The sequence below is a fragment of the Streptomyces yongxingensis genome (assembly GCF_055597465.1).
In genome coordinates this window covers 7,970,522-7,983,461 of the sequence record NZ_CM145717.1, presented here as the reverse complement: position 1 = coordinate 7,983,461, position 12,940 = coordinate 7,970,522, and the positions used below count along the sequence as shown (strand labels likewise).

13 protein-coding genes and 1 riboswitch are annotated in these 12,940 nt (G+C 72.8%); of the genes, 7 read left to right on the top strand and 6 right to left on the bottom strand.

What is annotated here, in order from left to right; all coding sequences use genetic code 11:
- Positions 1-22: 22 nt before the first annotated feature.
- The 5 genes from ACZ6TD_RS34235 to ACZ6TD_RS34215 all read right to left on the bottom strand — a co-directional run bounded on the left by ACZ6TD_RS34235 (position 23) and on the right by ACZ6TD_RS34215 (position 4,662).
- Positions 23-1,030, bottom strand: a complete 1,008-nt coding sequence (locus tag ACZ6TD_RS34235) for a hypothetical protein (protein ID WP_471344397.1) — start codon at positions 1,028-1,030, stop codon at positions 23-25.
- 40 nt (positions 1,031-1,070) lie between these two features.
- Positions 1,071-1,988: a methylenetetrahydrofolate reductase [NAD(P)H] gene (gene metF / locus ACZ6TD_RS34230; protein ID WP_471344395.1), complete on the bottom strand. Its 918-nt coding sequence runs from the start codon at positions 1,986-1,988 to the stop codon at positions 1,071-1,073.
- Positions 1,989-2,185: 197 nt separating this feature from the next.
- The gene (gene thiE, locus ACZ6TD_RS34225) at positions 2,186-2,848 is read right to left on the bottom strand and encodes a thiamine phosphate synthase (RefSeq protein WP_471344393.1); all 663 of its coding nucleotides are present in this window, start codon (positions 2,846-2,848) and stop codon (positions 2,186-2,188) included.
- 153 nt (positions 2,849-3,001) lie between these two features.
- Positions 3,002-3,367, bottom strand: coding sequence for an Rv2175c family DNA-binding protein (locus tag ACZ6TD_RS34220; protein ID WP_037949046.1), 366 nt, complete (start codon positions 3,365-3,367; stop codon positions 3,002-3,004).
- A 113-nt stretch (positions 3,368-3,480) separates the two neighbouring features.
- Positions 3,481-4,662: an NAD(P)/FAD-dependent oxidoreductase gene (locus ACZ6TD_RS34215; RefSeq protein ID WP_471358281.1), complete on the bottom strand. Its 1,182-nt coding sequence runs from the start codon at positions 4,660-4,662 to the stop codon at positions 3,481-3,483.
- Positions 4,663-5,262: 600 nt separating this feature from the next.
- A riboswitch (TPP riboswitch) is annotated at positions 5,263-5,376 on the top strand.
- 75 nt (positions 5,377-5,451) lie between these two features.
- On the opposite strand from ACZ6TD_RS34215, the gene thiO reads away from it, so the two are divergent.
- The 5 genes from thiO to pknB all read left to right on the top strand — a co-directional run bounded on the left by thiO (position 5,452) and on the right by pknB (position 10,473).
- Positions 5,452-6,696, top strand: coding sequence for a glycine oxidase ThiO (gene thiO, locus ACZ6TD_RS34210; RefSeq protein ID WP_471358278.1), 1,245 nt, complete (start codon positions 5,452-5,454; stop codon positions 6,694-6,696).
- Positions 6,693-6,893, top strand: coding sequence for a sulfur carrier protein ThiS (gene thiS / locus ACZ6TD_RS34205; RefSeq protein WP_020872049.1), 201 nt, complete (start codon positions 6,693-6,695; stop codon positions 6,891-6,893). The genes thiO and thiS overlap by 4 nt, the downstream gene beginning before the upstream one ends.
- A 181-nt stretch (positions 6,894-7,074) precedes the next feature.
- On the top strand, positions 7,075-7,818 hold the full coding sequence (locus ACZ6TD_RS34200; protein WP_471358276.1) for a thiazole synthase: 744 nt from the start codon (positions 7,075-7,077) through the stop codon (positions 7,816-7,818).
- Between the two features lie 168 nt (positions 7,819-7,986).
- Positions 7,987-8,445 carry an SRPBCC domain-containing protein gene (locus ACZ6TD_RS34195; RefSeq protein WP_052702117.1) on the top strand — a complete coding sequence of 153 codons (459 nt, stop codon included), beginning with the start codon at positions 7,987-7,989 and terminating at the stop codon, positions 8,443-8,445.
- Positions 8,446-8,532: 87 nt separating this feature from the next.
- A complete protein-coding gene (gene pknB / locus ACZ6TD_RS34190) occupies positions 8,533-10,473 on the top strand; it encodes a Stk1 family PASTA domain-containing Ser/Thr kinase (RefSeq protein ID WP_471344391.1) in 1,941 nt (646 codons plus the stop codon).
- Between the two features lie 58 nt (positions 10,474-10,531).
- Here the strand turns inward: pknB and ACZ6TD_RS34185 are convergent, their stop codons facing one another.
- Positions 10,532-11,341, bottom strand: coding sequence for a maleylpyruvate isomerase family mycothiol-dependent enzyme (locus ACZ6TD_RS34185; protein WP_471344390.1), 810 nt, complete (start codon positions 11,339-11,341; stop codon positions 10,532-10,534).
- Between the two features lie 126 nt (positions 11,342-11,467).
- Here ACZ6TD_RS34185 and ACZ6TD_RS34180 point away from each other — a divergent pair, with 126 nt between their 5' ends.
- Both ACZ6TD_RS34180 and ACZ6TD_RS34175 read left to right on the top strand, forming a co-directional pair.
- Positions 11,468-12,343 (top strand): deoxyribonuclease IV, encoded by an 876-nt coding sequence (locus ACZ6TD_RS34180; protein ID WP_471344388.1) that lies wholly within the window; start codon positions 11,468-11,470, stop codon positions 12,341-12,343.
- Between the two features lie 92 nt (positions 12,344-12,435).
- On the top strand, positions 12,436-12,936 hold the full coding sequence (locus tag ACZ6TD_RS34175; RefSeq protein WP_471344387.1) for a DUF4396 domain-containing protein: 501 nt from the start codon (positions 12,436-12,438) through the stop codon (positions 12,934-12,936).
- Positions 12,937-12,940 lie beyond the last annotated feature (4 nt).

The window sequence follows — 12,940 nt, the reverse complement described above, 5'->3', positions numbered from 1 at the left end:
GGCACCCACCTGTCGGCGGAGCTCAGTAGCGGTACTGCTCGTCGAAATCCTGGGGGTAGCCCTGGTTCTGGCCTTGGTGCTGCTGCTGGTACGGGTACGCCTGCTGGTCCGCCGGGGGCGCGGCGTCGCCCTCGCGCTGCTGCGGCACCCAGGGCCCGCCGGCCTGCGTCACGTCGTAGGCCGGGTCCGGCGAGGGGTAGCCGGCCTCGGCCGCCCAGTGGTCGCCGCCGCCGTAGGTCCCGCCGTACGGATCCTGCTGGCCGTAGGCCGCGTACTGCTCGGCGTACTGCTGCTGCCCGTACGCCTGCTGGTCGTACGCCTGCTGGTCGTAAGTCTGCTGGTCGTAGGGCTGGGCCTGGGGCTGGGCGCCGCCGTACGGATCCTGGCCGTAGGCCGCGTACGCCTCGTTCCCGTAGCCGTACTGCCCGGCCTGGCCCATCTGGTCCGCGTAGACGTCCTGGCCGTAGCTGTGGCCCTGCCCCTGGCTGTGGTCCTGGCTGTGGTCCTGCTGCGCGCCGTAGCCGCCGTACGTCTCGTACGCGCTGTAGCCGTCCGCCGCCGCGTCGCTGTACGCGCCCGAGGCCGGGGTGAAGGGGGACGGCTCCTCGTAGACGCCGTACTCACCGGTGTCGTCGGGCATCGGCTGCGGCTGGTAGGTGGGCGGCTCCGGCGGCGCCGCCGGGACCGCCTCCAGGCCGGAGACCTCGAGGATCGGCTCCTTGTCCGCGTCGTCCGGCCGGATGCTCTTCCCCTCTCGCCCCAGCAGCCCCGGCAGCCCGCCGCTCAGCGCCCAGCCCGCGGCGAAACCGCGCCGGAAGGAGAGCGTCACATACGTCTGGCCGACGGCGAAGGCGATCGCGCCCACCCCGATCACCGGAACCGACGGGATCAGCACACCGAGGACCACACCCAGGAAGCCGACGAAGGCCAGCAGCCGCCAGCGGAGCCGCGCCTTGTACTGCAGGAGGACCTCTCCCAGCAGCCACAGCGCGACGACGCCGAATGCGATGTAGAGGACCGTCCAGCCCATGCCCGCCCCTCTCAATGCGGCCGCCCGTCGGCTGCCGTCATCAGGACCGCTGATGCAGTCCCAGATTCTCGTAGATTTCCAGCGTCGCCGTGGAGTGGTTCAGGGTAATGAAGTGCAGCCCGGGGATCTCCTCGGCCATCAACCGCGCGCACAGCTTCGTGGCGTAGTCGATCCCGATCGAGCGTACAGCCGCCGGGTCGTCCTTCACCGCCAGGATCCGCTCAGCCAGTTCGGGCGGGAACGCGGCGTTGCTGAGCTGTGCGAACCGCTCGATCTGCTTGACGTTCGTGACCGGCATGATCTCAGGGATGATCGGTGTCGTACAGCCCGCTGCGGCGACCCGGTCGCGCAGCCGCAGATAGTCCTCGGGATAGAAGAACATCTGCGTGATGGCGAAGTCGGCGCCCGCGCGGCACTTGTCGATGAAGTGACCGATGTCGGTGTCCCAGTCCGTCGAGCGGGGGTGCATCTCGGGGAACGCGGCCACGCCGACGCAGAAGTCGCCGGACTCCTTGATCAGCCGGACCAGATCGGCGGCGTAGGTGAGACCGTCGGGGTGCTGGATCCACTCCCCCATGGGATCGCCCGGCGGGTCGCCGCGCAGGGCGAGCATGTTCCGGATCCCGGCCCCGGCGTACTGCCCGATGATGTTGCGCAGCTCGGCCCGGGAGTGGTTGACGGCGGTCAGATGGGCGACGGGGGTGAGCGTGGTGTCCGTCGCGATGCGCTCGGTGGCACGCACGGTGCCCTCGCGGGAGGAACCGCCGGCTCCGTAGGTCACGGAGACGAAGGTGGGCGAGACGGCTTCCAGCCTGCGGATGGCGTTCCACAGCGTCTGCTCGCCCTTCGCCGTTTTGGGGGCGAAGAATTCGAAGGAATACGACTGCTCGCCCGACGCGAGCAGATCGCGCACGGTTCGGGCGCGATCGGTCCTGGTGGAAGCGGTGCCTAGGGCCATAGATGCAGGCTATCCACCCGGCCCGGCTACGCCCACCCGACCTCGGAGATATGGGGGTTTTGCCAGCTTCCTGTCCGCAGTGCGGACAGCTCCGTACGCCTTCGGCAGGCGAGCCCGGGCCTGGCCGGGGCCGGGCCGGATGAAAGGTGGGTGAAACCCGGGTGACAAGCCGGGCCTGGTCGCCGGGCGGGCTCCGGTCAGGCCGCCGCGCGGACCCGCTTCGCCAGCTCAGCCGTCGCCCCCGCCGGGTCGTCGGCGGCCGTGATGGCCCGGACCACGACGATGCGGCGGGCGCCCGCCTCCAGGACCTGATCCAGGTTGGAGGCGTCGATTCCGCCAATGGCGAACCACGGCCGCTCCGTGCCCAGCGCGGCGGCGTAGCGCACCAGGGGCAGCCCCGGGGCGGGGCGGCCCGGCTTGGTGGGGGTGGGCCAGCAGGGGCCGGTGCAGAAATAGTCCACACCGGGCTGGACGGCCGCCGCGTCCACCTCCGCCTCCGCATGGGTGGAGCGCCCGATCAGCACGTCCTCGCCGAGGATCGCGCGCGCCGCGCGCACCGGCAGATCACCCTGGCCCAGATGGAGCACATCCGAGCCGATGGCATGCGCGACATCGGCCCGGTCGTTGACGGCCAGCAGCTTGCCGTGCCGGCGGCAGGCGTCCGCGAAAACCTGGAGGTGCTCCAGCTCCTCGGCCGCCTCCATCTCCTTCTCCCGCAGTTGGACGATGTCCACCCCCGCCCCCAGGACGGCGTCCAGGAACTCCGGCAGATCGCCCTGGCGCTTCCGGGCGTCGGTGCACAGATAGAGGCGGGCGTCGGCCAGCCGCTCGCGAGCGGTGGCGGTGACGGCGGTGGACATGGGTTCCCCCCGGAGGGTCGGGCGGCGTACGGGCCATGAGCGGAGCCCGGCCCGTACGCCAGGTTCGATCAGGTCGCGTCGGACGCGAGGGTTCGGACGGCGAGGGTTCGGACGATGAGGGTTCGGACGATGAGGGTTCGGACGGCGAGGGCGTCAGACGGCGAGGGCCTGAGCCCGCCGCTTCACTTCCGTGCCGCGATTCTCACTCAGCGCCCGTGCCGGGGTGCCGGGCAGGCTCGGGTCGGGAGTGAAGAGCCACTCCAGCATCTCTTCGTCACTGAAGCCGTCGTCCTTCAGAAGCGTCAAGGTCCCCACGAGGCCCTTGACGACCTTTCCGTCACCGATGAACTCCTCGGGCACCTGAAGGACCCTGTTCTCGCCACGGCGCACGGCGATCAGCTGGCCCTCCTTGACCAACTGCCGGACGCGCGTCACCTCGACCCCCAGCCGTTCGGCGACGTCGGGGAGGGTGAGCCAGGCGGGGACGAGAGCATCGATCTTTGCGTCAATCTCGGTCACGGAACAAGCCTGCCATCTGGGACTGACAGTGGGTAGCCGGGCGCCCGCCGCGCGGGCCGCCCGCCCCGCCCCGGACGCCCCGGCCGGCGGCCGACCGGCGGTCGGCCCGCCGGTCAGAGGACGGCCGACTTCAGCGGCACCGAGGGGTCCTCGGCCCGCGTCCGGTCCAGCCGGGCGCCGCGCTCGATCAGCTTGCGCCCCTGGGCCAGATCGCGCGGACGGCCGACGGCCAGCAGGGCGACCAGGGCGCCCTCGCGCAGCCAGCACACCGACCAGGCGGCACCGGCCGGATCGCCGCGCCAGACCAACTCGTCGGCCTCCGAGTGGTGCCCGGCGTACTGCACGAAGCGCCCGAACTGCTCGGACCAGAAGTACGGCACCGGGTCGTAGACCACACCGGGGAAGTGGGCGGCCGTCCGGCTCCCCACCACGTTGGCGGCGACGGTGCGCGGCCCCTGGAGCGCGTTGTCCCAGTGGTGCACCAGCAGCCGCGTCCCGTAGCGGGCGGACGGGAAGGAGGCGCAGTCGCCGACCGCGTAGACGTCCGGCGCGGAGGTGCGCAGCCGGTCGTCGGCGGCGACGGACCGGTCCTCGGCCAGCTCCACGCCCGAGCCCGCGAGCCAGTCCGTGGCGGGCCGGGCCCCGATCCCGACGACCACCGCGCCCGCGCGCAGCCGGGTGCCGTCGCCGAGCAGCAGCCCGCTCTCGTCGACGGAGGCCACTCGGGCGCCCGTGACCAGCCGGGCGCCGTAGTCCTCGTACCAGGCCGCCATGGGGGCCGCGACCTCGGCCGGGAGCGCGCCCGCCAGCGGCCGGTCCGCGGCCTCGACGACGGTCACGGCGCAGCCCGCCTCGCGCGCCGCGGTGGCGAACTCCGCGCCGATCCAGCCCGCCCCCACGACCGCGATCTCGCGCTGCCGGGCGAGCACCGGGCGCAGCCGCTCGGCGTCGTCCAGCGTGCGCAGCAGATGGACGCCGGGCTCTTCTTCGCTGCCCGGCAGCGGGATCGGCTCGGCGCCGGTGGCGAGCACCAGGACGTCGTACGGGAGCTGGCCGGTCGCGGTCTCGACGAGCCGTTTGTCCGGGCGCAGGCCGGTGACCTGGACGCCGAGCCGCAGGCCGATGCCGAGCCCGGCGAAGTCCACGTCGAGCGTCGAGCCCTCGGCCTTTCCTAGCAGTACGGCCTTGGACAGCGGGGGCCGGTCGTAGGGCTGGTGGGGCTCCGCGCCCAGCAGGACGATCTCCCCGGTCCAGCCCTGTTCGCGCAGCGCGACGGCGGTTTGCACGCCCGCCATGCCCGCTCCGACGATCACCACGCGCTGTCCGGCGTCGTTCGAGGACGGCTTCGTCGTCGTCTCATCGCTCACACGATCACTGTATTGCGGCTGGTGGGGCGGACTGGAGAGCGGCTTACGAGAGGTCGGACACAGAGCGGGGGGTCGGACGGGGGGTCGGTGCGGGTTGTGGGCGCCTCCGGCGGTGAGCCCCCACCCCGCCCCTTCCCGAAACAATGGGGCTGCGCCCCCTGGACCCCCGCCGGGGCTCCGCCCCGGACCCCGCACCCCTCGAACTCCCCCAGCTACCGCTGGGAGGTGCCCCTGGAGGGGCTGGATGGGGAACCGCCGGGCGAGGTTGCGACGCGCCGGGGGGCTGTGATGGGACACGCCAGGGGCTGGGGACGGACGTGCCGGAGGGCTCGGGCGGGACACGCCAGAGGGCTGGGGACGGACGTGCCGGAGGGCTCGGGCGGGACACGCCAGAGGGCTGGGGACGGACATGCCGGAAGGCTCGGGCGGACACGCCAGAGGGCTGGGGTCAGACGTGCCGGAAGGCTGGGGTCCCTGGTGTATGGCCGCTCTTTCGGGTGATTCGGGGCACGTACTAGGGTGGCGGGGCAGAGCACTCGCGGGAGCCCGGGCGTACCGGGCTGAGAGGGAGGCTGGAACGGCCTCCGACCGTACGAACCTGATCCGGGTCATGCCGGCGAAGGGAGGGGCAGCGTGTCCACGCACGCACCAGGTCCTGACGACGGACCTCACACATCAGGCGGGCCGCCACCCGGCGGACGCCATGACGCCCTCGTCATCGGGGGCGGCATCATCGGGCTGGTCACGGCCTGGCGGGCGGCCCAGCGCGGGCTGCGTACCGCGCTCGTCGACCCGGCGCCCGGCGGCGGAGCCGCCTGGGTCGCGGCCGGGATGCTGGCGGCCGTCACCGAGTTGCACTACGGCGAGCAGACCCTGCTCGGCCTCAATATGGCCTCCGCACGCCGCTATCCGGACTTCGTGGCGGAGCTGGAGGAGGCCGGCGGCCAGGACGTGGGCCATCGCGCGTGCGGCACGCTCGCCGTCGCGTTCGACGCCGACGACCGCGCTCAGCTGCGCGAACTCCACACCTTCCAGCAGGGGCTCGGGCTGGAGTCCGAGTGGCTGACGGGGCGTGAATGCCGCCGGCTGGAGCCGATGCTCTCGCCGGGTGTGCACGGCGGGCTGCGCGTCGCCGGTGACCACCAGGTGGATCCGCGGCGGCTGACGGCGGCGCTGCTCACCGCGTGCGAGCGGGCCGGAGTCGCCTTCCACCGCGACCGCGCGGAGCGGCTGCTGCTGGACGGCGACCGCGCCACCGGGGTCGAGCTGGCCGGGGGTACGCGCCTGGCCGCCGAGCGGACCGTACTGGCCGCCGGGAGCCTCAGCGGACGGCTCGCGGGCGTCCCCGAGGACGTCCTGCCGCCCGTACGGCCCGTCAAGGGGCAGGTGGTGCGGCTGTCGGTGCCCGAGCGGTACGCGCCGTTCCTCTCCCGCACCGTACGGGCCGTGGTGCGCGGCGGGCCGGTCTACCTGGTGCCGCGCGAGAACGGCGAGCTGGTCATCGGCGCGACCAGCGAGGAGCTGGGCTGGGACACCACGGTCACTGCGGGCGGGGTGTACGAACTGCTGCGGGACGCCCATGAGGTGGTGCCCGGCATCACCGAACTGCCGCTGGTGGAGACGTGCGCCGGGCTGCGCCCCGGCTCCCCCGACAACGCCCCGATGCTCGGCCCGACCGCGCTGCCGGGGCTGTTGCTGGCCACCGGCCACTTCCGCAACGGCGTGCTCCTCGCCCCGATCACCGGCGATGTCATGGCCGAGGCCCTCACCAGCGGCGAACTCCCGCCGGAGGCCCAGCCGTTCACCCCCCAGCGCTTCACGTCCCCCTCGGACGCCGGAGCACCCCCGACCGCCCCCGCGGACGCCTCGGCGGTCCCGGCCGCCTCCTCGCCCAGCTCGGCAGCGCCCTCTTCCGGTGTCCCCGACGCCGCGCACTCCCCAGCACAGGAGCAGCACACATGACCGTCTCCGTGAACGGCGAGCCCCGGGAGGTGCCCGAGGGCACCACGCTCGACCGGCTCGTCGCGACCCTCACCCAGGCGCCCTCGGGTGTCGCCGCCGCCGTCAACGAGACGGTTGTCCCGCGCACCCAGTGGTCCGCCACCTCGCTCGGCGACGGTGATCGCGTCGAGGTCCTCACCGCGGTCCAAGGAGGCTGATCCGCCCATGGCTCCCACCACGACCACCACAAACACCACAACCACCACGAGCGCCACACCCGCCACAGCGGTCACAGCCGCCCCCGATGCCACGACGGCCCACGGCGCCGCCGACCGGGCGTCGCTCACCGCGCCCGATCCGCTCACCATCGCCGGGACCGACTTCGGCTCCCGGCTGATCATGGGCACGGGCGGCGCGCCCAGTCTGGAGATTCTGGAGCGTTCGCTGCTGGCCTCGGGCACCGAGTTGACGACCGTCGCGATGCGGCGGCTCGACCCCACGGTGCAGGGGTCGGTGCTCTCCGTGCTCGACCGGCACGGGATCCGCCCGCTGCCCAACACCGCCGGGTGTTTCACCGCCGGTGAGGCCGTGCTCACCGCCCGCCTCGCCCGGGAGGCCCTGGGCACGGACTGGGTCAAGCTGGAGGTGGTCGCCGACGAGCGCACCCTGCTCCCCGATCCGATCGAGTTGCTGGACGCCGCCGAGACCCTGGTGGACGACGGGTTCACGGTCCTGCCGTACACCAACGACGATCCGGTCCTGGCCCGGAAGCTGGAGGACGTCGGCTGCGCCGCGATCATGCCGCTCGGCTCCCCGATCGGCTCCGGGCTCGGCATCCGCAATCCGCACAACTTCCAGCTGATCACCGAGCGCGCCACCGTGCCGGTGATCCTGGACGCGGGCGCGGGCACGGCGTCGGACGCCGCGCTGGCCATGGAGCTGGGGTGCGCGGCGGTGATGCTCGCCTCGGCCGTCACCCGGGCCCAGGAGCCGGAGCTGATGGCGGGGGCGATGCGGCACGCGGTGGAGGCGGGCCGGCTGGCCCACCGGGCGGGCCGGATCCCGCGCCGCCACTTCGCCGAGGCGTCGAGCCCGGCCGAGGGCCTGGCCGCCCTGGACCCCGAGCGCCCGGCCTTCGGCTAGGCCCTGGGCGTTCGGCCAGGCCCTGGACGTTCGGCTGACGTCCTGGGCCTTCGGCTGACGTCCTGGGCGTTTCGGCTGACGTCCCGGGCCTTCGGCCGCCCGGTGTCCGGGCCCCGCGGGGCCCTACCGTGGAGGGAGGGAGCAGCCCACAGCCCGGAGGTGGTCGCCGTGACCGTGACCGTGGACGACCGGATCGAGCGCGAGGTGTACGTACCGGCGCCGATCGACCGGGTGTGGCGGGTGCTGACGACGCCCGAGCACATCCGCGCCTGGTACGCCCCCGGCGGCTGCGAGATCGATCCGCACCCCGGCGGGCGGCTCCGGTTCCGCTGGGACGAGCACGGAGAGTTCCACGGCCAGGTCGAGCGGGCGGTCCCGGACGCCCTCTTCCGCTTCCGGCTGGCCCTGGAGCCCGATCACGCCCCCTCGGACCCCGGCGAAGCCACCCTCGTGGAGTTCGCGCTCTCGCCCGAGGGACGGGGCACCCGGCTGCGGTTCGCGGAGAGCGGCATCCGCGCCCTGGCCGTCCCCGACGACGCCAAGGCCAAGCACGCCGAGTACGCCACGCTGTCCTGGACCTCGGCGCTGGAGGAGCTGGCCGCGATCGCCGCCGCGTCGCACAACTGACCCGCCGGTGTCACCGTTCCGCTGCAGTACCCGCCCCACCTGGGGCGGCCGGTCCTGGCCGATATCGGCGCCTCGTAGACTTCCCCCGTGGATACGACCCTCCAGGACCCCCTCGTCGGGCAGGAGCTCGACGGCCGCTACCGCATCGAGGCGCGCATCGCCGTTGGCGGGATGGCGACGGTCTACCGGGCCGTCGACACCCGGCTGGACCGTGTGCTCGCCCTGAAGGTGATGCATCAGAGCCTCGCCTCCGACGCCGCCTTCGTCGAGCGCTTCATCCGGGAGGCGAAGTCCGTCGCGAGACTCGCGCACGCCAATGTGGTCGCCGTCTACGACCAGGGAGCGGACGGCGGCCATGTCTATCTGGCCATGGAGTACGTCTCCGGCTGCACCCTGCGCGATGTGCTCCGCGGGCGCGGGGCCCTGCATCCGCGCGCCGCGCTGGACATCCTGGAGCCGGTGCTGGCCGCGCTCGGCGCGGCCCACCTCGCCGGTTTCGTCCACCGCGACATGAAGCCCGAGAACGTGCTGATCGGGGACGACGGCCGGGTCAAGGTCGCCGACTTCGGCCTGGTCCGGGCGGTGGACAGCAACACCAGCGCCTCCACCGGCAGCGTCCTGGGCACCGTCTCGTATCTCGCGCCCGAACAGATCGAGCACGGCACGGCCGACACCCGCGCCGATGTCTACGCCTGCGGTGTGGTGCTGTACGAGATGCTGACCGGCGCCAAGCCGCACGGTGGCAGCACCCCGGCGCAGGTCCTCTATCAGCATCTGAACGAGGACGTCCCGCCGCCCTCGGCCGTCGCGCCCGGGGTCGCCCCGGAGCTGGACGCGCTGGTGGCCTCGGCCACCGCGCGCGCCGTCGAGGCGCGCCCCGCCGACGCCGTCGCGCTGCTGAGCACGACCCGAGCGGTGCGGGCCGCGCTGACCGACGACCAGCTGGACGCGGTGCCGCCGCAGGCCAAGGAGGACGTCTCGGCCGGGTCCGAGAACCGTACGGCGGTGATTCCGCGCCCGGCGGCGGCCGGCGACGACCAGGACCAGCTCAACCACACCAGCCGTCTGGAGCTGCCCCCGGAACCGCCCCGCCAGGAGGGGCACCGCCGGGGCGGCCGCGGCGGCCGGGGCCGGTTGCCGCGCCGCGGGATCGTGACGATCGCCGCCGGGGTGCTGCTGGCGATCGCCCTCGGCGTCGGCGTCTGGTACATCAGCGCCGGCCAGTTCACCGAGGTCCCGCCGGTGCTGCGGAAGCCCCAGGCGGAGGCCGAGAAGAAGCTGCACGGCGCCGGTCTCGATGTGAAGGTCGTCAACGAGTACAGCGATGTCGTCCCCAAGGGGAAGGTCATCGGTTCCAAGCCCGGCCCGGGCGAGCGCGTCCGCGACACCGGCACCGTGACCATCCGGGTCTCCCAGGGGCGGCCGCGGGCCGAGGTGCCCAATGTGGTGGGCATGCCGCTCGCCGAGGCCAAGCGGAAGATCGCGGACCAGGGGCTGACGGTCGGCAAGGTCACCGGCCGCTTCAGCAGTGAGACGGCCCAGGGCTCGGTCCTCTCCACCAGCCCGGCCCCCGACTCCGTGCGCCGGCCCGAGACGCCGGTGTCGATCGTGGTCAGCAAGGGCCGGCCGGTCGACATCCCGGACGTGGTGGGCGATTCGGTCGACGAGGCCCGGTCCACGCTGGAGGACGAGGGCTTCAAGGTGAAGATCGCCGAGCGGCAGGTGTTCTCGGAGGAGGACAAGGGCTCGGTCGCCGAGCAGTCCCCGTCGGCGGACGACGAGGCCGCCAAGGGCGACACGGTGACGCTGACCATCTCCAAGGGCGTGCAGATGGTCGAGGTGCCGGACGTCACGGGGATGAACGTGGACGACGCCAAGGCGGAGCTGGAGGGCGCCGGGTTCAAGGTGAACGTCGAGAAGGCGCTGCTGTTCCCCGGGGACAAGGTGAAAGACCAGTCGGTGGAGGGCGGCGACGAGGCGCCCAAGGGCAGCACGATCACCATCAAGACCGAGGGCGGCGTGTTCTGAGGCCGAGGGACGGGTGGCGGCCGCCGGACGGACGGCGAACGCCATCCGTCCCGGCCGCTCATCCGAAGCTGACCCGCTCCAGCCAGAAGTCCAGCAGCTTCTCATCGCCCAGGATCTCGACGCCCGCGCCGCGGGCCGGGCGCCGCTTGTAGATGATCAGCAGCAGGTCGGTCAGCGGCCCGCGCACCGCGACCGCGGCCTTCTCATGCGCCCGCCGCCAGATGATCGCGTCGCCGGTGAGGTCGACCACCCACTCCGCCGCCACCTCCGGCGCGGTGTCGGTCGCGTGGAAGTGCAGCGTGCGGCCGGGGCCGAGCAGCTCGCGCATCCAGGGGTGGACCTCGAAGTGCATCGGCAGCGAGCCGAGCGCCAGCCACTCGTCGAACCCGTCCAGGGCGACCTCCTGGTCGAGGGTGTACTCCGCGCCGAGGGCCAGGACCGCGTCGGCCCGGTGGATCGCCGTCTCATGGGTGAAGCGGCGGGCGTAGAAGTCCGCGCGGCCCCCGGCGACCTGCCCGAAGTCCGGCACCGGGGTCCACAGCGGCGCCTCGGGCCCCGCCTCGCGCAGCGTGTCGGCCAGCGTCTGGGCACCCTCGACCAGCCAGGGGGCGAGCTCGGCGGGGTCCTCCTCCGCGTACGGCGACAGATCGCGGAAGTGCTGGTCGGGCAGGGCTTCCGTGGCCCGGGTGCGCACCAGCTCCTCGGCCCACCGATGGGTTCCGCCGAGATGACGCAGCAGCTGCCCGACGTTCCAGCCGGGGCAGGTGGGCACGGGACGGGTCAGATCCGCGCCCTCGATCGAGCCCCGCAACAGCTGGGTCTGCGCGACGATCTCGGAGCAGCGGCGGTCAAAGCTCAGCAGAGTCATGTACGTCACAGTAGGGGCGCCCACCGACAGCGGACCCGGCCAGGGGGCCATGGCCTCGCCCAGGGGGCGACAACGCGGGCTGGGGGGCGACAACGCGGCTCCTTCGCACCTGGGACCCTTGATGGCGTGAGTACGCATCGCATCCGCAACCCCATCGGTGGCCATATCCGTGTGGCCGGTGGCCTCGCCACCGTCGGTCTGGCGCACGCCGCCGACATCGGCGCCGAGACCGTCCAGGTCTTCGTCGCCAATCCGCGCGGCTGGGCCACCCCGGCCGGTACGCCCGCCCAGGACGAGGCGTTCCGCGCCGGCTGCGCCGAGCGGTCGATACCCGTGTACGTCCACGCCCCCTACTTGATCAACTTCGGTTCGCACACGGAGGCCACGGCCGAACGCTCCGTCGCGTCCCTGCGCCATTCGCTCCGCCGCGGCCGGGAGATCGGCGCGCTCGGCGTGGTCGTCCACACCGGCTCGGCGACCGGGGGACGTCCGCGTGCCACCGCGATCGCGCAGGTGCGGGAGCGGGTGCTGCCGCTGCTGGACGAGCTGACCCGGGACGACGACCCCTGGCTGCTGCTGGAGCCGACCGCCGGGCAGGGCACCTCGCTGTGCGCGCTGGTGGAGGACCTGGGCCCGTACGTCGAGGCGCTCGACCGGCACCCCCGGCTCGGGGTCTGCCTGGACACCTGCCATGTGTTCGCGGCGGGCCATGACCTCGCCGCCCCGGGTGGTGTGAAGCAGACCCTGGACGAGCTGGTGGCCGTCGCCGGTGAGGGGCGGCTCAGGCTGATCCACGCCAATGACTCCAAGGACGTGGTCGGCGCCCACAAGGACCGGCACGCGAACATCGGCGCCGGGCACATCGGGGCGGAGCCGTTCCGCGAGCTGTTCACCCACCCCGCGACCGACGGGGTGCCGCTGGTGATCGAGACACCGGGCGGTACGGAGGGGCATGCGGCGGATGTGGCCCGGCTGAAGGAGCTGCGCGCCGGGGCGGCCTGAGAACGCGCCCGGTGCATTGAGGAATACCCCTAGGGGGTATAGCGTTGAAAGCGGTCGACGAATCCGCGATCAACGCTGGGGGTACGACGGACATGCGACAGCATGAGCACACGCAGAGCGAAACTCATGAGCACCATGACCACGAGGAGCACGCGGGCGCGACCAACTGGTCGATGGCCGCGCAGGCCACCCTGCACTGCCTCACCGGCTGCGCCATCGGCGAGGTCGTGGGCATGGCCATCGGCACGGCCCTGGCCTGGCACAACGTCCCCACCATGATCCTGGCGATCGTGCTCGCCTTCGTCTTCGGCTACTCCCTGACGATGCGGGGCGTGCTGCGGGCGGGGCTGGACATGCGCAGCGCGCTGCGGGTGGCGCTGGCGGCCGACACCGTATCGATCACGATCATGGAGCTGGCCGACAACGCGACGATCGTCGTCTTCCCGGGCGCGATGGACGCGACGCTGTCGGACGCCCTCTTCTGGCTCAGCCTGGCCCTGTCGTTCGCGGTGGCGTTCCTGGTCACCACGCCGGTCAACAAGTGGATGATCGGGCGGGGCAAGGGACATGCGGTGGTCCACCAGTACCACTGACCAG